This is a genomic window from Marinicrinis sediminis (genome assembly GCF_042685085.1).
Taxonomy (GTDB): Bacteria; Bacillota; Bacilli; order Paenibacillales; family KCTC-33676; genus Marinicrinis; species Marinicrinis sediminis.
Map to the genome: position 1 here is coordinate 86,923 of NZ_JBHUMM010000014.1, position 19,683 is coordinate 106,605.

The window sequence follows — 19,683 nt, forward strand, 5'->3', positions numbered from 1 at the left end:
TGACCTTCCAGCTTCCTTTTTGTGTGAGATGCAGAGCATGCATATCAGGTATGAACGAGAGGCTTTTCTTCTTTTTGCTTGGCAGGTTTGTTTTCATATTGAGCATGATTTGGGCGGCTTTCCGTTGAGGTCAGCGCATCTGGAATTGTTTCCTTTGTTTCTTCAATCGACATGTCCCTAGAAGCTGGATTAGAGGCTTCCATCATTGTTTCGCCGGATTCAAGTGCATGATTCCTGGAATCGTTCATCTCCGCTTCTACACGATCGAGATCTTGCTGATCCACCTGGAATCGCTGAATCTGTTCAAATAATTGAATGGCGAGTTCATGGATATCATCCGCTTGCACCGCAATGTGCTGAATGGATTCATTTTGCTGAAACGAGGTGGAGCTGACTTCCTCGACTCCGGCTGCGGTTTCTTCCGCGATACCGGCGACCATTTGAATCGAATGAACAAGGTTCAGATTCTTTGTCTTGGCATCCGTTGCCTGGCGATGGATCTGACGGATTTGATCATAGATGGATTCCACTGAGCTCCGGATGGTTTCAAAGGCTTCCAGGGTGACTTTCACGGCGGTATCCTGATTCAACATCGTCTTGCCGGTGACACCCATGTTTTCTTCCAGTATGTTCATCTTCTCCTGCAAGTCTTCGATCAGTTCTGCAATGTGACTGGAGGCCATTTTAGATTGACTGGACAACTGTCTCACCTGCTCCGCGATGACGGAGAATCCTTTGCCATGAGCGCCGGCACGGGCAGCTTCAATCGATGCATTCAAGGCGAGCACATTGGTTTGATGAGAAATATCCGTGATCGTCAGTGTAATATCCCCGATTTGTCGCATTTTCTCGCTTAACTGTTCCAGAGAGCTCGTCACCTGATTGAGCCTGTCTTTGGACTGGTCCGCTGCCTCTTGCAGAGATGTCATGGTTTCCATCCCTTGAGTCGTATGTACAATGGCGGAGTCGCCACTTGCTTTCATGGTGTCTGTCGCCTGGTTAATGGTGTCCAGTTCTTGATTTAATTCATGGATAAACTGAGCGCTTTCTTCTGTGCGGGAAGCCTGTTGATCAGCTCCCGATGCAATTTCGTTGATCGCACGAAGGATGTCCAGATTGGCTGAAGCCGTTTCTTTGGAAAATCCTTTGAAATTTTGCGAGTGATCAGAGAGTGAGGAAGCAATGAGCTGGGTATGTCCGAGCATGTCACGCACCTGCAGGATCATATGATCGACACTGTCGCTGAGTTTTCCGAGTTCATCTTTGCGCTTGGATGCAATCAGTTGCCGCAGATCGCCTTCCGATATTTTGCGCACTACCTGCTGAATGCGCTGGATAGGCTTGATCAGGGCACGGATGAGTAGAAGTGCCACCAATATGGTAAAGACGACGACGATCGGTGTAGAGATAGAAGTGAAGGCAATCGTTTGGTCGAGCTCGGCAGCGGAGCTTAATACAGCCGCATCAGCTGCAGCAGCGTAATCATCATAATAATGGTTGACCAGTTCAAAAATACGGGTTTTGTGAGCCTGACTCATGACATAGGTCATTTGAAGATTCTTCGTTTTGCCAAGTTCATCGCTTGTCGGTTCTTCCGCAATCTTCACCGCTTTGTCAAACTGATCTGCGAATTCAACGGATACCGTCTTCAGCATCGCCCGCCACTTTCGCTGATCCCGCGTCGTTGAGGTTTCTCCGATTTGTTCCACATACTGGGTCAGCTGCGATTTCTTTTTGTCGAATTCGGACACGAGCTCCAGATTGCGAGAAATTATCACCTCTGCGGTCATCATGTCCATCTCCTGGACGAGCTCCTTGAGCTGCATGGCCATGATTTTCTTGTCTACCTGCTCATTTTGCGTATGTATTTGAGATTGGATATCCTCGACCTGCTGCGTATTGAACCAGGCCATGACCGCAAAGACCGCTATAATGAAACCAAAGGTCACAAATAGCTTGGTCTTCAGGCTGATTGAATCGGGGTGGAGACGATTCAAGGTGCTTTTAGTGGGGTGGAGACGACGCCAGATGCTTGAATGGGGGCGCAAGCTCTTTTTCGTTAAGGAAAGCATTTTTTTCATTATGCTTTTCTCCCTTCTTATATCGAATCTATCTATTATAATAGTGAGCTCGTGTTAAGCGAGTCGTCGGAATTTGTAAAAAGGGTGTAAATTCTTGACGAAACTTGATACAATAAGATAGGTTTTTTGCCTGGCGTTCAGACAGGTATAGAGGAAGGACAACCAATGAAATGAATCATGAAGGGGTGGTCATGTACAAACAGCCATTCAGTCAACGATAAAGATCCTTACATATTTTCTGGCGACTGCTCGATCATTTTACAATGATGAAGTGTGCGGGAACCCATGTGGGACAAGGAAGTTGGATGCTGGATAAACTCGAATAAAGGCGAGGAATCTATCATTCGACACAAAGGTTTTACAATGATAGAGTATTTTTTACACTCCGTTAACAATTGTTTAAACTTCCGAAAACAATAGGCCTGTATGATTTAACTTGTAAGGCGAAATGCTAAACAAAAAAATCAAGGAGTGGTCATTTTGTTTAAAGGGTTCATTCGTAAGGGGTCTATCATTCTTTCTACTGTCGTGCTTGCAACCTCTTTGGCAGCTTGCGGCGGAAACAACAATGGTGCTGCGAACAACACGAACAACAACAGCGGAGCACAATCAGAAAATACCGACGTCTCCGGTTCGATCACGATTGATGGTTCTTCCACGGTATATCCGGTATCCCAGGCTGTAGCCGAAGAATTTATGGCAGCTTACCCGGATGTAGATGTAACGGTTAATGTTTCCGGTTCCTCCAATGGATTCGCGAAACTGATCGAAGGTGAAATCGATATCGCGGACGCTTCCCGTAAAATCAAGGACAAAGAAGTAGCGGGTCTCCAGGAAAAAGGAGAAGAAGCGGTTCAAATGCCAGTAGCGTATGATGGCATCACAGTGGTCATCCACCCTGAGAATGACTGGGCAAAGGAAATGACAGTTGAGCAACTGAAAATGATCTGGGAAAAGGACAGCAAAGTAGAGAAATGGTCCGATGTAGATCCTAGCTGGCCACAAGAAGATATTCATCTATATGGTCCAGGAACAGCTTCCGGTACTTTTGAATACTTCACAGAAGAAATCAATGGCGAAGCGAAAGTGTCCCGTGAAGACTACCAGGCTTCTGAAGATGACAACGTATTGGTTACAGGTGTAACATCTGATAAATATGCAATGGGATACTTCGGATTTGCTTACTACTTGGAGAACCAAGGTTCCCTTGCTTCTGTAGCGATCAAGAATACGGGAGCAGACAACTTTGTATCTCCAACGCTTGAAACGATCGCGGACGGTTCCTACGCACCACTTTCCCGTGAAGTTTACATTTATCCGAAGAAATCAGTTCTGGAGCGTCCAGAAATTAAAGAATTCATCAAGTTCTACATGAGCGAAGAAGGTAAGGCGCTTGTGGAAGAAGTGGGTTATGTTCCACTCGGTGAAGACCTGATCAACGAAAACCTGAAGCATGTACAATAATTCAAACCTAAACTTCATACACTATATAGTGTAGGCAGTTACCGTGGGTGAAATGCGGCACAACGTGTGCCGCATTTCGTCACGGTTATCGATATTTTTAGGCAGGAGGCATTTGAATCGATGGCGGATAAGGTAGCAGCATCGGATTTTAAAAGGAAAAAGAAACTGTATTCTAGTGACCGCTATATGCCTGTCGTGTTGGCATTGTTCGCTGGACTCTCCATTTTGACCACGATTGGGATTGTCCTGATCCTTGTGACGGAAGCGTATCACTTTTTTGAAGTCGTGCCATTTTGGGATTTCATTACCGGCACGAAATGGACCCCGTTATTCGGAGGAGATCAGCAGGCATTCGGGGTGCTTCCCCTGGTTGTTGGTACGTTCCTCATCACGGTCATCGCCTGTATTGTGGCGATTCCGATCGGACTTGGAAGCGCCATTTATTTGTCAGAATATGCACCGCATAAGATTCGTACGATTTTGAAACCGGTACTCGAAATACTGGCCGGTATCCCTACTATTGTATACGGTTTTTTCGCTTTGACCTTTGTCACTCCTATCATAAAAGAATTGTTCCCGCAGACGATGATGTTCAATGCCCTCAGTGCAGGACTGGTCGTCGGGGTCATGATTATTCCGATGATTTCCTCACTCAGTGAAGATGCAATGAATGCTGTGCCGCGTTCCTTGCGTGACGCAGGCTACGCACTTGGATCGACCAAGCTGGAAGTCGCGATAAAAATTGTCGTGCCGGCTGCGTTTTCAGGGATTGTCTCTTCCTTCGTACTCGGTATTTCAAGAGCGATTGGAGAAACCATGATCGTGACAGTGGCGGCAGGTTTGACGCCGAACATGTCATTCAATCCACTGGAAAGTGTGCAAACCTTGACGGCTTACATCGTGTCTGTCAGCTCCGGTGATACCACATACGGATCGGTACCATACTTGACGATCTACTCAGTCGGGATTACGTTATTCGTGCTTACCCTCATTATGAATATTATTGCCGGCTATATCTCCAGGAAGTTTAGGGAGGAATATCAATAATGGAACAAAATAAAGCGATGGAGAAACGGATACTGAGACGGAAGCTGACCAATACGATTTTTCATGGCGTCTTCCTCGCCTCGACTTTATTTGGGGTTGTAGCATTGGCATTATTGTTGATACAGATCTTAATCCAGGGCTGGGGATGGCTGGACTGGCAATTCCTCACCGACTTCTCGTCCCGTAAACCGGAAAAATCCGGTATTAAAGCGGCACTGGTGGGTACGATGTGGATGATGAGCATTACCGCTCCACTTACCTTTATTATCGGGGTGTCCACTGCGATTTATCTGGAAGAGTATGCGAAAGACACCAAGCTGAGCCGAATCATTCAGACGAACATCTCCAATCTTGCAGGCGTTCCGTCTATCGTGTACGGACTCCTCGGCTTGACTATTTTCGTTCGCGTGTTTGGCTTCGGATCTAGCGTATTGGCTGGTGCCCTCACCATGACCTTGCTGATCCTGCCGATTATTATCGTCGCCTCCCAGGAAGCGATTCGTGCGATTCCTTCATCCCAGCGTCATGCATCCTTTGCGCTTGGCGCAAACAGATGGCAGACGATCGTTCGCGTAGTGTTGCCGTCGGCTTTTCCGGGTATTCTGACAGGTGCGATCCTGTCTCTGTCTCGCGCAATCGGGGAAACGGCCCCGCTGATCGTCATCGGTGCGGCGGCCTATATCGCCAGTACGCCTAGCAGTGTGATGGATAAATTTACGACTATGCCGATTCAGATCTACACCTGGGCAGCCCAGGCGAAGCCGGACTTCCACCATGTGGCCGGTGCGGGAATTATCGTATTGCTGATCGTATTGCTTGGCATGAATGCCATTGCCATCTTCCTGCGAAACAAATTTCAAAGGAAATAAAGGAATCATTTAGAACCCACTCAGGTTTGTTATAGGAGGTAGCAGGATGTCTACGATAGTTGATATTGAGAAACTGAATTTATATTACGGAGATTTTCATGCGCTTAAGGATGTAGATATGAAAATCAAGCCGAAGTCCATCACGGCATTTATCGGACCGTCCGGTTGCGGGAAATCGACGCTTCTGCGTACATTGAATCGCATGAATGATATGATCAAGGGCATTCGCATTCAAGGCAAGGTCAATATCAAGGGGACGAATATTTATGACCCTAACGTCAATGTCGAGCTGCTGCGCAAGGAAATCGGGATGGTGTTCCAGCAACCCAATCCTTTTCCAAAGTCCATTTATGACAATGTCGCTTACGGGCCCCGCATCCACGGCATTTCCAACAAGAACGAGCTGGATGAGCTGGTGGAGAAGAGTCTGCGCGGTGCAGCGTTGTGGGAAGAAGTAAAGGATCATCTCAAAAAGTCTGCCTATGGACTGTCAGGCGGACAGCAACAGCGTCTCTGTATTGCACGCGCACTTGCGGTCAATCCGGAAATTCTGCTCATGGATGAACCGACTTCTGCACTTGATCCGATCTCTACGCTGAAGATTGAAGAGCTTGTTCAAGAGTTAAAGGAAGACTATACCATTGTTATCGTCACGCATAATATGCAGCAGGCTGCACGTGTATCCGATCAGACGGCCTTCTTCCTGAACGGTGAGGTTGTGGAGTTTGCCGATACGGTCAATCTGTTCTCCAATCCGGAAGATCAGCGGACGGAGGATTACATTACCGGACGATTCGGATAAGTGATCCATGTCATGGAAAGGGTTATCGGATATTTTGCAGAATTAACATAATGAAGGAAACGGATAGAGGGGGTAATGCGCATGCCATCAAATAGACAAATGTTTGACGGACAGCTGAAGGAAATTCGCGAAGCGATCATTGATATGGGTCGGAAAGTAGAGGAAGCGATTCTCAATTCCGTGCAGGCGCTTCGCAGCGGAGATTTGGAACTGGCGCAACGCATCATCGATCAGGACCCGGAAATCAACAAGATGGAAGATCGCATCGATGAGATCGGAACGACGCTAATCGCGACTCAGCAGCCTGTTGCCAAGGATTTGAGAAGAATTCTGATTGCCTTTAAAATGGCCAGTGATCTGGAGCGCATGGCGGATCTTGCTGTAGATATTGCGAAGGTGACACAGCGGATCAAGGGAGAAGCGCTGGTGAAGCCACTTGTGGATATTCCGAGAATGGCAGAAATTGTTCAGTTGATGACAAATGAAAGCATCACCGCTTATATCGATGAGAATGTAGACCTCGCTTATAAAATGGCGAAAATGGATGATGAGGTCGATCAGCTTCACAGTCAAATTATGCGTGAACTGTTTGTATTTATGGTGGAGAATCCGAAGACGGTCAACCAGTCCATGCTGCTCTGCTTTGTGAGCCGCTATCTGGAGCGTATGGCCGACCATGCTACTAATATCGGTGAGAGTGTCGTTTATCTAGTTCGCAACGAACGAATTGATCTGAATCAATAATGTCAATAAGCAAACAAGTGCCTCGGCAACATTCAGCTTACTGGAAACGGTCGAGGCACTTGTTTTAACCCCATATATAATCATATCATTATATAATCATTGACTTATATAATTGATTTTGAGAAAATAAATGAATAAGAGGGGATGATGCAGATGGAGAAGGAAATCGTGCAGACGGAATTAGCTGATTTAGCTGAATTAGCCCAATGGGCAGATTTGTTCAAGTTGCTGGGTGACCGCAATCGATTGACCATTGTCGCTTTGCTCAAGGAACGGGAGATGTGTGTGTGTGAATTGGTTGAAGCGCTGCAGACAAGTCAGCCGAACATCAGCCAGCATATGCGCAAACTGAAAGATGCAGGTCTTGTGAAAGAAGAGCGAAAAGGGCAATGGATTTATTATTCCCTGACGGATCAGCCTCATCTGCAAGACGTGCTGACTCATTTGCCATCACAAGAAGAAAAAATGAAGCAGATTACCCCGGTTAACTGCTGCTAAATGGAGGCTTCTATGATCTGGATTGCGATTTCCATCTTTGTGCTTACGCTCGTATTTGTCATCTGGCAGCCCAAAGGACTGAATATTGGCTGGTCGGCATCAGCTGGCGCTCTGCTCGCACTTATGTTCCAGGTTGTCAGTCTGGATGATGTCGTGACGGTCACAGGCATCGTCTGGAATGCCACACTGGCTTTTGTGGCCATTATTCTTATTTCGCTTATTCTGGATGACATCGGATTCTTTGAATGGTCGGCGCTTCATATGGCGCGTTTTGCCGGAGGAAACGGGACGCGCATGTTCGTGTACGTGATCCTGCTGGGGGCGGCTGTTGCCGCTTTGTTTGCCAACGACGGAGCCGCATTGATCCTGACGCCGATTGTGCTGGCGATGGTGAGAGCGTTGAAGTTTCCGGATACCATGGTGCTGCCCTTCATTATGGCAAGTGGCTTTATCGCCGATACGACATCCTTGCCGCTCATTGTCAGCAATCTGGTGAACATTGTGTCTGCAGATTACTTCGGCATCGATTTCGTAGAATATGCCACGCGCATGGTCGTGCCAAGCCTGGTTTCACTGCTGGCCAGTCTGGCTGTTCTGTATGTGTTTTACCGCAAGCAGATTCCGGCACGCTATGATGTAGAGCAGCTGAAGAAGCCTGAGGAAGTCATCAAGAACCGCAGACTGTTCAAGCTGTCGTGGTACTTGCTGGGCATCCTGCTGGCAGCCTACATCATCAGCGGATTCGTGGCGATTCCGGTCTCGATCATCGCAGGGGCAGTCGCCTTGATCTTCATTCTGCTTGCCGAGCAAAGCAAGCAAGTGGAGACGAAAAAAATCATCAAGGATGCGCCATGGTCGGTGGTCGTGTTCTCGATTGGCATGTACGTGGTCGTGTACGGATTGAAAAATGTGGGCCTGACGGATACGCTGGGAGACTGGATTCAGAAGATGGCCGATCAGGGATTGTTTGCCGCCACAGTGGGTATGGGCTTTCTTGCGGCGATTCTGTCCTCCATCATGAACAATATGCCAACCGTCATGATTGATGCGTTGGCGATTGAAGGGACGAATACGACAGGAGCCGTACGGGAAGCACTTATTTATGCCAATGTGATTGGCTCTGATCTCGGACCCAAAATTACCCCGATTGGGTCCCTGGCTACCCTGTTGTGGCTGCATGTGCTGTCGCGCAAGGGTGTGCGCATAACGTGGGGATATTATTTGAAGGTAGGCATCATCTTGACGGTCCCGACCTTGCTGATCACGCTGGTCGGGTTATACTCATGGCTGCTGCTAATTACGTAGCGGTACACCAAAAAGTCAACAGGGAGTGGATTCAAAATGGAAACCAGCAAAAAATGTGTATACTTCTTATGTACAGGAAACTCCTGTCGCAGCCAGATGGCAGACGGATTTCTGAAAGAGCTTGGCGGCGAGCAATATGAGGTGAGAAGCGCAGGTCTGGAAGCTCACGGTCTGAATCCTCGCGCCGTACAGGTCATGAAGGAAGCCGGTGTAGATATTTCCGCGAACAGCTCGGACGTGATAAATGAAGACATTCTGAAAAGAGCCGACTATATCATTACGTTGTGTGGTCATGCCAACGATCATTGTCCGGCCGTGAGAAATGATCATGCCGAGAGATGGCATTGGGGATTCGATGATCCGGCAAAGGCAACCGGAACGGAAGAAGAGATCATGGCCCAGTTCCGTGAAGTGCGGGACGCCATCAAAGCGAGAATCACACAATTTGTGAACACAGGCAACTGATCGTCAGACGTGAAGAAGAGGGAAGAGGTGAAGGCGCCTCTTCTTTTTTTTACATATTTTTAACATTGAATTTACAAGCTCTTTACTTATTCCGACGGTCAGCCTGATACAATACAAATAGAAAGATGTCGAAATATGATGAAGGTGAATGAGCCATGATACAATTGCGCCCATTTGATACCCACTTTACAGATATCGTGAGCAAACAGCTTCAGCAAGGTAGAATGGGTTTGATTTCCCTCGATATCTCCGGAATGTCAGAGATTGAACGGGAGTATGGACGGGGATTTTGTGAGCAGATTGTCAGATCGATGCGTGAGGTTGCTTCTGAACTGAAAACCGAATTTCCAACTATCTTTGCCGTCAATCAGGTCAGTGATGATGTGTTTATTTATGTCAATCTGTCAGACCTCGACGGCAGCAATGCACATCAATGGATCATGGACTGGTCCAAGCTGATCAAGTTCAAGGTCGAGCATCGATTAAGACACATGTATGGGGATCAGCCTGACATTACGCTACATACAGGCAGTACGGTGGTGGAATCCATGCCGGAAACAGGCATCGACTCCATGATTTATACCGCAATGAAAAAGGTAATTCGTGAAGCGAGAACGACGTCGCGAAATGAAGAGCATCATACTCTTTCTCTGGCATTTGGCACCATTATGGAAGAAAAGCGGATTCAGTCCGTGTATCAGCCTATCGTGTCTTTGACCAATGGAGTCGAATTTGGATATGAAGCATTGACCAGGGGACCGAAAGGGAGCCCTTTTGAATCGCCGTTGAAACTGTTTGATTATGCTGAACGGCAGGGATGCCTGCATATGCTGGACCGATTGGCAAGGGAAACGGCGATCCTCGGCAGCCACGGTTTGAAGAAAGAACAGAAGATTTTTATCAATATACCAGCCAATGTCATTCATGATTCGGAGTTTACTCCCGGTCAGACTTTGCGAATTCTGGAGGAGAGAGGCATACTGCCGCAAAATGTGGTGTTTGAGATTACAGAGCGAAGCTCGATCGAGGACTTTTCGACAGTAAAGCGGATCTTGCATCATTACCGTAGGCAAGGCTATCAGATTGCGATCGACGATGCGGGTGCGGGATACTCATCCCTCGAAGCCATTGCCGAGCTGCATCCGGACTTTATCAAGGTGGACCGTTCCCTGATTCATGGCATACACCAGGACAAAATCAAGGAATACATACTGGAAACGCTCGTGACCTTTGCTCAAAAAATGAACATACGGATTATCGCAGAGGGCATTGAAGAATATCCGGATTTGGACAAGCTGATGCGCATGGGTGTCCATTTCGCTCAAGGGTACCTGCTGGGCAGACCGAATCCGAAAATTATAGACATCGCGCCTGAGCTGGGGCATCATATCATTCAAGAGCAACGGCGCAACGCCAGTGAAAGCTTGTGGTCCATTGGTGATCTGGCCACTCCGATTGCGTCTTTCTCCCATTTTGATCCCGTATCCAAAGTAACGAATCATTTCAGGCAGCAAGCTGATGAGCAAGGGGCCGTCATTGTAAGGGGCGAAGAGCCGGTGGGTCTCATTATGAAGGAAAAGTTGTTCCAGCAACTGGCGGGACAGTACGGGGTCTCGCTCTTCTGGAATCGTTCCATTACACAGCTCATGGATAGCTATCCGCTGGTGGTGGATGAGAAGCTCTCGGTGGAACAAGTGTCGCAGCTCGCGATGTCCCGTGACAATGCCAAGCTGTACGATTACGTCATTATTACGTCTCACGGCAAGCTAAAAGGGGTTGCTTCCATCCGCTCGATCCTCGAGTGTATCACGAATGTGAGAATGGAGCATGCCAAGGTAGCCAATCCGTTAACAGGTCTGCCTGGCAATCAGTTGATTCAGCGGGAATTGAATCAGTATATCATTCAGCAAAATCAGCCGTTTTCGGTCGTTTATGCCGATCTGGACTATTTCAAATGGTACAATGATTGTTACGGCTTTCAGCGGGGAGATGAGTTGATCCAGTACACGGCGAACATGATTCAGCAAGCGGTGAATGTACTGGGCAACCCAGATGATTTTGTGGGTCATATCGGGGGCGATGACTTTATTGTCATTTCCTCAACCGAGCATGCACAGCAGCTATGTGAAGAGATGATTCGCCGCTTTGATGCGAATATCCAGGGTTTTTATTTTGGCGAGGAAATCTGTCAGGTCGTCGATCGGGAAGGGAACTGCATTCAGGCGCAGGGTGTTCGTCTATCCCTGTCCCTGGTCGTGGTGGAGAGCGAGGTTCCGGTTACGCCGGATGAAATATCCAAAAAAGCGGCGCGACTGAAAAAGAAAGCAAAATCCCATCCGGGCAGCGTCTATTATATGGACAAACTGGGCGAAGCAAGGTTATAGCCAATCCAGTAACGCAGAAAGTGTACGAACGATCACAATGTGCTCATTGCCGATCTTCTTCGTACGCTTTTTTTTGTCTCCCTCTTTGCCCCCTGCCTGTCTGTCTTCCCTCTGAATCCAGATGGCATCGATCCCGGCACGGGTAGCCCCGAAGATGTCATTCCGTTTCGAATCCCCGATCATAACGGCATCCGCTGCGTGATAGCCGCTTTTTTTGAGGGCATATTGATACATTTCACGGGCAGGCTTGCGAAATCCGCTCTGTTTGGCCGTGAAGACTCGAGTAGACAATACCCATGAATGGAGTCCGAGCTGTTCCACGGAAATGGGGTGTGAATTGCTGATCAGGCAGATCGTATATCGCTTGGCAAGCTGATCAAAGGTTTTGGCTACATCGGGGTAGAGGGTGTAGTGATGGCGCTGATTTTTCCGTACATACTGGACAAATGCTTCACGGGATGAGGCATCGAAGGGGAGGGAAGAGGAAGAGAGCAGGGCATGCAGGGTTCGAAGGCGCAGCTGCCGTTTGGTGACAGGCTGTGCGTGTGCGGCTCTTTTCTGGTTAGCGGAAGCGGATCGGTTCTGCTTCTTCTTGCTGCGATAACGCTGGGAGAATCGTGTATACCGCTTGCGATATGCGTTCATAAAGTCCGAACTGCTCATGGCCCCGTCCAGTCTTGCTGTAAAGTCTTCATAGCTGTCTTTCAGGGCATGCTCGAAAGTTTTCTCCGGATCAATTAACGTACCCATCACGTCAAAAAACAATACTTTCTTGTTTCGCAAGAGCTGCTGTGCGCACATGATGCATTCGGCCTCCTGTATTTTCCTGTTCCTTCTATCTTATGCTATGATGAAAGGGAATATGAGGCCATGTGATTTGAGGTGTAAAATTGAGATGAGTAAACTCATTATTGTAGATGGAAACAGTATTGCCAATCGGGCGTTTTACGCGCTGCCCCTGCTTAGCAACAGTCAGGGCGTACATACCAACGCGGTGTATGGATTCACGACGATGCTGCTGAAGCTGATTGAAGATGAACAGCCCACACATTTTCTCGTCGCTTTTGATGCGGGGAAAGTTACGTTTCGCCATGCGGATTACAAAGAATACAAAGGCGGACGAGCCAAGACACCGCCAGAGCTGTCCGAGCAGTTTCCGCTCATCCGGGAGCTGATGACGGCTTTTGGCATTCAGCAATTTGAGCTGGACGGATATGAAGCAGATGACATCATCGGCACCCTGACCAAACAGGCTGATGAACAGCAGATGGAAGTGCTGGTGGTCACCGGGGACAAGGATATGCTGCAACTGGCGTCCGATCAAGTGACGATTGGTCTGACGCGCAAAGGGATCAGCGAGATGGAGAAATATGATCCCGATACCATCGAGGAGAAGTATGGACTAAAGCCCTTGCAAATCATTGATCTGAAAGGGTTGATGGGTGATTCCTCAGACAATATTCCGGGCATTCCCGGTGTAGGGGAAAAGACGGGCCTGAAGCTGCTGCATGCATATGGTTCGGTCGAGGAAGTGCTGAATCATGTGGAAGAACTAAAAGGTAAAATGAAGGAAAAAGTGGCCGCGCATGCCGATGACGCCAAGATGAGCAAGGAACTGGCGACCATATTCCGTGAGGTGCCGATGGAGCTGGCCGTCGACCAACTGGCTTACAACGGTTATGAAGAAGAGAAGCTGGCAGAGATGTTCAAGCGGATGGAATTCAAGTCGCTGCTGGAGAAAATGGAGCTGAAAGCATCCGGAGAACCGGTTGGCGAGGAGTCCGTTCCCGTGGAAATCGTGGAAAAAGACAGCCTGGACAAACTCGTGTCCAGACTGGATGAGATTGAAGCGTTCTACGTCGAGGTGATCGGAGATAATCCGCATAACGGTGAGGTAGTCGGAATGGCATTCGCATGTCAGGATGTCTGTTATTTCGTCCGTCCCGAGATGCTGAGCACGCCAGAGGGAGAACCGCTTGCCGCCTGGCTTCGCGAGGGAGAACTGTCCAAGACGACGTATGACGCACATCGCATCCAGCTTGCGCTGGCCTGGTCTGGCCTGGATACAAGGGGCGTCCAGTTTGATGTGCTGCTCGCCGGATATCTGCTTGATCCGACGCAGGGAGACCCGAGTGTGAAGGGGCTGGCAGACGCATACGGTATTCCTTCCCTGCCTGCTGATGAAGAGGTATATGGAAAGGGAGCCAAGTTCAAACTGCCAGATAGCCAGACGCTGGCTGAGCATATCGGACGCAAGGCACTGACGGTGAAGCGGGTGGCAGACAAGCAGAAGGAACACATCGAAACGCTGGAGATGAAGGAGCTGTTCTATGATCTCGAGCTTCCTTTATCCGGTGTACTGGCGACCATGGAGTTGACAGGGGTCAAGGTGAGCCGGGAAGAGCTGGAGGACTATGGCAAGGAGCTGACAGCCAAGCTCGCTGAGGTGAAGGCCAAAATTGTCGAGCTGGCTGGGCGTGAATTCAACCTGAATTCACCGAAGCAACTCGGTGAGATATTGTTTGAAGAGCTCGGACTGCCTGTAGTCAAGAAAACGAAAACCGGCTATTCAACAGATGCAGAAGTGCTTGAAAAGCTGGAGCCCCATCATGAAATCATCGGGCATCTGCTCTATTACAGACAAATCAGCAAACTGCAATCGACCTATATAGAGGGACTGCTCAAGGAAATTCGCGAGGAAACCGGCAAAATTCACACCTACTATCGTCAAACAATCGCCGCGACTGGACGCCTCAGCAGTCAATATCCGAACCTGCAGAACATTCCAATTCGACTGGAGGAAGGCCGCAAGATTCGGAAGGTATTCAAGCCTTCGGAGCCGGACTGGTCGATTCTGGCTGCCGACTATTCACAGATCGAGCTGCGAATTCTGGCCCATATCTCCAAGGATGAGAAGCTGATGGAGGCCTTTCAGCAGGATCAGGACATTCACACCAAGACGGCCATGGATGTATTCGGCGTGCAGGCGGACGAAGTGGATGGGGAAATGAGACGGAGAGCGAAGGCGGTTAATTTCGGTATTGTGTATGGCATCAGCGATTACGGCTTGTCGCAGAATCTAGGCATTACACGTAAGGAAGCGGCCCAATTCATTGAACAGTATTTCAATGTGTTTGAAGGCGTGAAGCGGTTCATGGATGAGATTGTGAAGGAAGCCAAGCAGAACGGACATGTCTCGACCCTTCTGAAACGCCGCCGTAATCTGCCCGAGATTAACGCATCGAATTTTAATCAGCGCTCTTTTGCTGAGCGTACCGCGATGAATACCCCGATTCAGGGCACGGCTGCCGATATTATCAAGCTGGCGATGGTGCAGATGATGGAGCGGATGGAGCAGGAAGGCGTGAAGAGCCGCATGCTGTTGCAGGTGCACGATGAGCTTGTGTTCGAAGTACCGCCTGATGAGGTAGAGCTGATGAAGAAGATCGTGAGGGAAACGATGGAAGGGGCATTGCCTCTTGAAGTTCCGTTAAAGGTCGAGATCAGCACAGGAAAAGATTGGTACGAGGCGAAATAATTTCTGGCTCCTCCCCTCCTCATTTTTCGATATAATAGAATGGGGTGAAGTGAAAATGCCAGAATTACCAGAGGTTGAAACGGTCCGAAGAACACTCAATCAACTCGTGACCGGTAAAAAAATTGAACATGTACAAGTCAATTTGGCCCGGATCATTCAGCGTCCGGCGGATATAGAGCAGTTTTGTATGATTTTGCAGGGAGAAACCATTCATGGCGTTGAGCGAAGAGGCAAATTTCTGCGCTTTGTGATGGACCATTATGTGATGGTCAGTCATTTGCGTATGGAAGGACGTTATGGGGTGTATCCGGTCAATGAGCCGGTTGAGAAGCACACGCATGTGCAATTTACATTTACAGATGGCTTGCAGTTAAGGTATCGCGATGTCAGGCAGTTCGGCACGATGCACATTTTCGGGAAGGGCGAGGAATTTCTGCATGCCCCTCTCCATAAGCTGGGTCTCGAACCGTTGAACGATACCTTTACAGTGAAGGCGATGCAGCAGGTCATCGGCAATAAATCGACCAGATTGAAGGCCTTTCTGCTGAACCAGGCATATATCGTAGGACTGGGGAATATTTATGTGGACGAGGCTCTGTTCACGGCTCGGCTGCATCCAGAACGTACGATCGATACACTGACGGAGGCAGAACTGGTCCGGCTGCATGAGGCGATCGTGACCACGCTGCAAACGGCCGTTGATCAAGGCGGATCTTCCATTAAATCGTATGTGAACGGACAGGGCGAGATGGGCATGTTTCAACAGCAACTTCGCGTATATGGCCGCAAGAATCAGCCCTGCCACCACTGCGGACAGGTCATTGAGAAATCGGTCGTAGCCGGACGTGGGACTCATGTCTGTCTGAATTGTCAGCCCTTGTAGCCTGCACATTTGCACGCCTAGACGAATAGAGGATTCACCGTTCTTTCCAATCGCCCATATGATGGGTTGAGGAGGGAGAGCGGTATGGCTACTTGGATCTCCATTGGCATCCTTGCACTGGCTGTCAGTCTGGACGGCTTCAGCGCAGGTATGATGTATGGACTTCGAAAAATTCGCATTCCTGTACTGTCTGTCATCATTATTTGTCTGTTCTCAGGTCTGGTGATTTATCTGTCCATGTTGGCGGGAACATGGTTGCTACAATGGATTTCGCCTGCTGCAGCCAAAGCATTCGGCGGTGTCATTCTGATTGGTATCGGCTGTTATGCCATTGCTCAATTGTTCTGGCAAAGGGAAGATGCGCAGTGGCCGGACGGCAGCGCCGACAGCGCCGGTCGCGATCAATCAGAGCGAAATTCAGGCATGAACGAGGAGTCGGGCAAGAAGCTGGAACGGGGGGGCTCCCCAGTGGTGACCACCTCTTCCGTGACCCCACTGTCGCCGCTGCCCTTGCTGCACATCGAAATCAAGAAGCTGGGGATTGTCATTGACATCCTGAAAACGCCGTCTGCGGCAGACATCGATCGTTCTGGACGCATCTCCGCTTCGGAGGCAGCATGGCTCGGAGTGGCCCTCTCCCTGGACGCGCTCGGTGCAGGCATTGGTGCGGCCCTAATTGGATTGACACCATGGGTTACATCCTTGTGCATCGCGGTTGCCAGCGGCATGTTTGTCAGTCTCGGCTTAAGACTAGGTAGCTGGTGCGCAGGGTGGGCCTGGATGAAGAAAATGTCCCTGCTCCCTGGATGCATCTTGATTCTGCTTGGCATTATGAAATTGCTGTAGGGGTGCGGTAGGTCTAACAACTCAAGCACAAGGAGACGGAATCGAGATGAATATAGGTTTAACAGGCGGAATCGCGTGCGGAAAAAGCACGGTGGCAAACATGCTGGTTGAAGGCGGCGCCGTACTTGTCGATGCGGACCAGATCGCCAGGGAAGTTGTTCTCCCTGGCAGCTCTGTCCTGCAGGAGATTGAAGCACGATTTGGAGCGGATATCCTGGATGAATACGGTTCATTGAAGCGCAAGGAGCTGGGCAAGATCGTATTCCAGGATGATCAGGCGAGAAAGGCACTGGAGGACATCATGCATCCTGCCATTCGTGCTCTGATGAAAGCGAGAATGGAAGAACTGGAACAGGCCGATCCAAATCGATTGGTGGTGGTGGATGTGCCGTTGTTATATGAATCTGATCTGGTGCATCTGTTTGAAAACGTTATGGTTGTGTACATACCAACCACCTTGCAGCTGAAACGGCTGATGGACAGGGATGGCCTGGATGAAGCGGCTGCCAGACAGCGATTACAGGCACAGATGCCGATTGAGGAGAAGAAGCGGCGGGCAGATTTCGTAATTGATAATCAGGGGACATTGGTCCAGACGAGAGAGCAAGTGATCGCATATTTGAATGAATGGAAACCAAAGATATAGAAAGGGGCCTGTTACGATGAGGAACGCGGCCCGGCGGGTTGAGCAATGAGTTTTTTTCTGAAAAAGCGTTTTTATCTCCTGTTGCTTATTGTACTACTAATTGCCCTTTTTTATAAATCCCACTGGCTGGGAAGAATGCTCTATCCCATTTCCTATCAATCGGATATCGTCATTAGCAGCGAGCAGCATGATATTGATCCCCTGTTCGTCGCTGCGGTGATCCGGGTGGAGAGTAATTATGATCCGGACAAGCTGTCTGCGAAAGAAGCAACAGGCCTGATGCAGCTCATGCCGCAAACCGCCGAATGGATCGCCCAGCAGCATCATGTGCACCTGGACCGGTCAAGCCTCCATAGACCGGATATCAATATTGATCTAGGGGCCTGGTATTTGGCGTATTTGCAAAGATTGCTTATGAAGCAGACCGGCGTTCAGACACCGGATAAATATGATAAAATAGCGTTAGTGGCAGGTGCCTACAATGCGGGACCCGGCAATGTAATCAAATGGCTGGAACAGCAGACCTGGTCTGGCGAAGCCGACCGCATAGCCGACATTCCCTTTGGAGAAACGAGGCACTACATTCAGAGGGTGCTGTACTATTACAAGAAATATGAGGACCTCTATGAGCTGTAAACGAAACGAAAGGCATAGCTGCATTAGATAGCAGCTATGCCTTGCATGTGATGAGTGTACACGTATTCCGGTGATTGCTTCTTGGGATTACTTGTATTGACCTGCCAATTGCTGTTCAGCAATTTGTACCAGGCGACGCGTGATGTGACCACCGATGGCTCCAGTGTCGCGAGTCGCCATGTTACCATAGTAGCCGTCTTGAGGAACTGCGATCCCCAACTCCTGAGCCACTTCGTATTTCAGTTGATCCAGCGCTCCAGTAGCTTGAGGAACGACCAATGCGTTTGTTCTTGTCATGTTGTCTCACCTCCTTGACGTTGGTAGTTCTATTATGTAACGATATCGTGAACTTCATTACCTCTTTTTCTTGGTAATTGTTTCAACCCTTTAACGTGTCAAACAGACGATGAACGACAGATACAGAGGAGAGAAAAAAGATGAGATGTCCATACTGTGATCATAACGGCACCAAAGTGCTGGATTCGAGGCCGGCAAACGATAACAAATCCATTCGCCGTCGCAGGGAATGCGAGGAATGTCAGCGCAGGTTTACAACCTTCGAAATGGTCGAGGAAACGCCGCTGATTGTCATCAAAAAGGACGGCAGCCGTGAAGAGTTTAGCAGGGAGAAGATCTTGCGCGGACTCATTCGCGCCTGTGAGAAGCGTCCCGTTTCGGTGGAGACGCTGGAGCAGATTGTATCTGAAGTGGAGCAGCAGCTTCGTCAGACCGCTCATGCTGAAATCGACAGCCGTGTCGTGGGTGAACTGGCCATGGAACAGCTGTATCCAGTAGATGAAGTGTCGTATGTGCGCTTTGCTTCTGTCTACCGTCAATTCAAGGATATTAACATGTTTATGAAGGAATTGAACATGCTGTTAAGCCGGAATCAATTGGGCGGAAAAGATGCTTGACAGTTGATGGGCCCCTCTGTTAAGATAAATCTTGTCCTTGAGAAAAGGTAAAGAAAACACAACAACAGCAGGTTACAATTCGGGGCCATAGCTCAGCTGGGAGAGCGCTACGCTGGCAGCGTAGAGGTCAGGGGTTCGATCCCCCTTGGCTCCATAAATTATGACTCCAAGGCTCTAAAAAGCTCAGAAAATTCAAGAGCTCAAAAAGCTTAATAGCTAAAAGAAAGTTCTAAAAGCTCAAAGAAAGTTTTAAAAGCTTCAAAAGCTCTAATAGCTCAAAGAAAGTTCTATAACTTCAAAAGTTCAAAAAACATCAAAAGCTTCAAAGTTCTAAACCTTCAAATAAAAGTTCTAAACCTTCAAAAATTGCTAAATTAAGAACCGCAACCGCATTGGCGCGAAGTTGCGGTTTTTTTGTTTTGTTGTATGCTGCACTGTACTGTTTAATGGTGGATTGACGATTTAATGTTCAAGGTATACAGCTACTTTGGTGCATAGATGAGTTAATGCTCAAGGAGTGCTGCTTGTTGGTGCATAGATGAGTTGATGCCCAATAAAGCC

18 protein-coding genes and 1 tRNA gene are annotated in these 19,683 nt (G+C 48.7%); 16 read left to right on the plus strand and 3 right to left on the minus strand.

All coding sequences use genetic code 11. From position 1 onward, the window contains the following. Positions 1–44: 44 nt before the first annotated feature. Positions 45–2,081: a methyl-accepting chemotaxis protein gene (locus tag ACFSUC_RS08680; protein WP_379929155.1), complete on the minus strand. Its 2,037-nt coding sequence runs from the start codon at positions 2,079–2,081 to the stop codon at positions 45–47. A 480-nt stretch (positions 2,082–2,561) separates the two neighbouring features. Here ACFSUC_RS08680 and ACFSUC_RS08685 point away from each other — a divergent pair, with 480 nt between their 5' ends. The 9 genes from ACFSUC_RS08685 to ACFSUC_RS08725 all read left to right on the plus strand — a co-directional run bounded on the left by ACFSUC_RS08685 (position 2,562) and on the right by ACFSUC_RS08725 (position 11,659). Next, complete coding sequence (locus ACFSUC_RS08685; RefSeq protein ID WP_379929156.1) at positions 2,562–3,545, plus strand: PstS family phosphate ABC transporter substrate-binding protein; 984 nt, start codon at positions 2,562–2,564, stop codon at positions 3,543–3,545. A gap of 120 nt (positions 3,546–3,665) precedes the next feature. Then, complete coding sequence (gene pstC / locus ACFSUC_RS08690; protein ID WP_379929157.1) at positions 3,666–4,592, plus strand: phosphate ABC transporter permease subunit PstC; 927 nt, start codon at positions 3,666–3,668, stop codon at positions 4,590–4,592. Then, positions 4,592–5,461, plus strand: a complete 870-nt coding sequence (pstA, locus tag ACFSUC_RS08695) for a phosphate ABC transporter permease PstA (RefSeq protein ID WP_379929158.1) — start codon at positions 4,592–4,594, stop codon at positions 5,459–5,461. Before pstC ends, pstA begins: the two co-directional genes overlap by 1 nt. A 46-nt stretch (positions 5,462–5,507) precedes the next feature. Continuing rightward, a complete protein-coding gene (gene pstB / locus ACFSUC_RS08700) occupies positions 5,508–6,263 on the plus strand; it encodes a phosphate ABC transporter ATP-binding protein PstB (RefSeq protein WP_379929159.1) in 756 nt (251 codons plus the stop codon). 81 nt (positions 6,264–6,344) lie between these two features. Continuing rightward, positions 6,345–7,007 carry a phosphate signaling complex protein PhoU gene (gene phoU / locus ACFSUC_RS08705; protein ID WP_379929160.1) on the plus strand — a complete coding sequence of 221 codons (663 nt, stop codon included), beginning with the start codon at positions 6,345–6,347 and terminating at the stop codon, positions 7,005–7,007. Between the two features lie 153 nt (positions 7,008–7,160). Next, the gene (locus ACFSUC_RS08710; protein ID WP_379929161.1) at positions 7,161–7,505 is read left to right on the plus strand and encodes an ArsR/SmtB family transcription factor; all 345 of its coding nucleotides are present in this window, start codon (positions 7,161–7,163) and stop codon (positions 7,503–7,505) included. A 12-nt stretch (positions 7,506–7,517) separates the two neighbouring features. Continuing rightward, positions 7,518–8,810, plus strand: a complete 1,293-nt coding sequence (locus ACFSUC_RS08715; RefSeq protein WP_379929162.1) for an arsenic transporter — start codon at positions 7,518–7,520, stop codon at positions 8,808–8,810. A 36-nt stretch (positions 8,811–8,846) separates the two neighbouring features. Beyond that, entirely contained in the window at positions 8,847–9,275 is a 429-nt protein-coding gene (arsC, locus tag ACFSUC_RS08720) for an arsenate reductase (thioredoxin) (protein WP_379929163.1), read from the plus strand. 155 nt (positions 9,276–9,430) lie between these two features. Further along, positions 9,431–11,659: a GGDEF domain-containing protein gene (locus ACFSUC_RS08725; RefSeq protein WP_379929164.1), complete on the plus strand. Its 2,229-nt coding sequence runs from the start codon at positions 9,431–9,433 to the stop codon at positions 11,657–11,659. On the opposite strand, the gene ACFSUC_RS08730 is transcribed toward ACFSUC_RS08725, so the two are convergent. Then, positions 11,654–12,460: an HAD family hydrolase gene (locus ACFSUC_RS08730; RefSeq protein WP_379929165.1), complete on the minus strand. Its 807-nt coding sequence runs from the start codon at positions 12,458–12,460 to the stop codon at positions 11,654–11,656. The genes ACFSUC_RS08725 and ACFSUC_RS08730 overlap by 6 nt on opposite strands. Before the next feature lie 94 nt (positions 12,461–12,554). Between ACFSUC_RS08730 and polA the strand changes: the two genes are divergently transcribed. The 5 genes from polA to ACFSUC_RS08755 all read left to right on the plus strand — a co-directional run bounded on the left by polA (position 12,555) and on the right by ACFSUC_RS08755 (position 18,208). Continuing rightward, complete coding sequence (gene polA, locus ACFSUC_RS08735) at positions 12,555–15,197, plus strand: DNA polymerase I (protein ID WP_379929166.1); 2,643 nt, start codon at positions 12,555–12,557, stop codon at positions 15,195–15,197. Between the two features lie 55 nt (positions 15,198–15,252). Further along, the gene (mutM, locus tag ACFSUC_RS08740; RefSeq protein ID WP_379929167.1) at positions 15,253–16,080 is read left to right on the plus strand and encodes a DNA-formamidopyrimidine glycosylase; all 828 of its coding nucleotides are present in this window, start codon (positions 15,253–15,255) and stop codon (positions 16,078–16,080) included. Positions 16,081–16,164: 84 nt separating this feature from the next. Further along, positions 16,165–16,926: an MntP/YtaF family protein gene (locus ACFSUC_RS08745; RefSeq protein ID WP_379929168.1), complete on the plus strand. Its 762-nt coding sequence runs from the start codon at positions 16,165–16,167 to the stop codon at positions 16,924–16,926. A gap of 46 nt (positions 16,927–16,972) precedes the next feature. Further along, complete coding sequence (gene coaE, locus ACFSUC_RS08750; RefSeq protein WP_379929169.1) at positions 16,973–17,572, plus strand: dephospho-CoA kinase; 600 nt, start codon at positions 16,973–16,975, stop codon at positions 17,570–17,572. A 45-nt stretch (positions 17,573–17,617) separates the two neighbouring features. Beyond that, positions 17,618–18,208, plus strand: a complete 591-nt coding sequence (locus ACFSUC_RS08755) for a lytic transglycosylase domain-containing protein (RefSeq protein WP_379929170.1) — start codon at positions 17,618–17,620, stop codon at positions 18,206–18,208. Positions 18,209–18,295: 87 nt separating this feature from the next. Here ACFSUC_RS08755 and ACFSUC_RS08760 read toward each other — a convergent pair whose 3' ends face one another. After that, positions 18,296–18,505: a small, acid-soluble spore protein, alpha/beta type gene (locus ACFSUC_RS08760; protein WP_379929171.1), complete on the minus strand. Its 210-nt coding sequence runs from the start codon at positions 18,503–18,505 to the stop codon at positions 18,296–18,298. 140 nt (positions 18,506–18,645) lie between these two features. On the opposite strand from ACFSUC_RS08760, the gene nrdR reads away from it, so the two are divergent. Together nrdR and ACFSUC_RS08770 are read left to right on the plus strand one after the other, a co-directional pair. Continuing rightward, on the plus strand, positions 18,646–19,122 hold the full coding sequence (gene nrdR, locus ACFSUC_RS08765) for a transcriptional regulator NrdR (protein WP_379929172.1): 477 nt from the start codon (positions 18,646–18,648) through the stop codon (positions 19,120–19,122). Positions 19,123–19,203: 81 nt separating this feature from the next. Then, a tRNA-Ala gene (locus tag ACFSUC_RS08770) sits at positions 19,204–19,276 on the plus strand. Positions 19,277–19,683: the final 407 nt, after the last annotated feature.

Excerpts from the sequence above, each read along its gene's own strand:
- polA (WP_379929166.1), top strand. The coding sequence starts at position 12,555 with ATGAGTAAACTCATTATTGTAGATGGAAACAGTATTGCCAATCGGGCG.
- ACFSUC_RS08760 (WP_379929171.1), bottom strand. The coding sequence starts at position 18,505 with ATGACAAGAACAAACGCATTGGTCGTTCCTCAAGCTACTGGAGCGCTG.
- ACFSUC_RS08710 (WP_379929161.1), top strand. The coding sequence starts at position 7,161 with ATGGAGAAGGAAATCGTGCAGACGGAATTAGCTGATTTAGCTGAATTA.
- ACFSUC_RS08725 (WP_379929164.1), top strand. The coding sequence starts at position 9,431 with ATGATACAATTGCGCCCATTTGATACCCACTTTACAGATATCGTGAGC.
- coaE (WP_379929169.1), top strand. The coding sequence starts at position 16,973 with ATGAATATAGGTTTAACAGGCGGAATCGCGTGCGGAAAAAGCACGGTG.
- ACFSUC_RS08755 (WP_379929170.1), top strand. The coding sequence starts at position 17,618 with ATGAGTTTTTTTCTGAAAAAGCGTTTTTATCTCCTGTTGCTTATTGTA.
- mutM (WP_379929167.1), top strand. The coding sequence starts at position 15,253 with ATGCCAGAATTACCAGAGGTTGAAACGGTCCGAAGAACACTCAATCAA.
- arsC (WP_379929163.1), top strand. The coding sequence starts at position 8,847 with ATGGAAACCAGCAAAAAATGTGTATACTTCTTATGTACAGGAAACTCC.
- nrdR (WP_379929172.1), top strand. The coding sequence starts at position 18,646 with ATGAGATGTCCATACTGTGATCATAACGGCACCAAAGTGCTGGATTCG.
- ACFSUC_RS08680 (WP_379929155.1), bottom strand. The coding sequence starts at position 2,081 with ATGAAAAAAATGCTTTCCTTAACGAAAAAGAGCTTGCGCCCCCATTCA.
- pstB (WP_379929159.1), top strand. The coding sequence starts at position 5,508 with ATGTCTACGATAGTTGATATTGAGAAACTGAATTTATATTACGGAGAT.
- pstC (WP_379929157.1), top strand. The coding sequence starts at position 3,666 with ATGGCGGATAAGGTAGCAGCATCGGATTTTAAAAGGAAAAAGAAACTG.
- pstA (WP_379929158.1), top strand. The coding sequence starts at position 4,592 with ATGGAACAAAATAAAGCGATGGAGAAACGGATACTGAGACGGAAGCTG.
- ACFSUC_RS08745 (WP_379929168.1), top strand. The coding sequence starts at position 16,165 with ATGGCTACTTGGATCTCCATTGGCATCCTTGCACTGGCTGTCAGTCTG.
- ACFSUC_RS08730 (WP_379929165.1), bottom strand. The coding sequence starts at position 12,460 with ATGTGCGCACAGCAGCTCTTGCGAAACAAGAAAGTATTGTTTTTTGAC.
- ACFSUC_RS08715 (WP_379929162.1), top strand. The coding sequence starts at position 7,518 with ATGATCTGGATTGCGATTTCCATCTTTGTGCTTACGCTCGTATTTGTC.
- phoU (WP_379929160.1), top strand. The coding sequence starts at position 6,345 with ATGCCATCAAATAGACAAATGTTTGACGGACAGCTGAAGGAAATTCGC.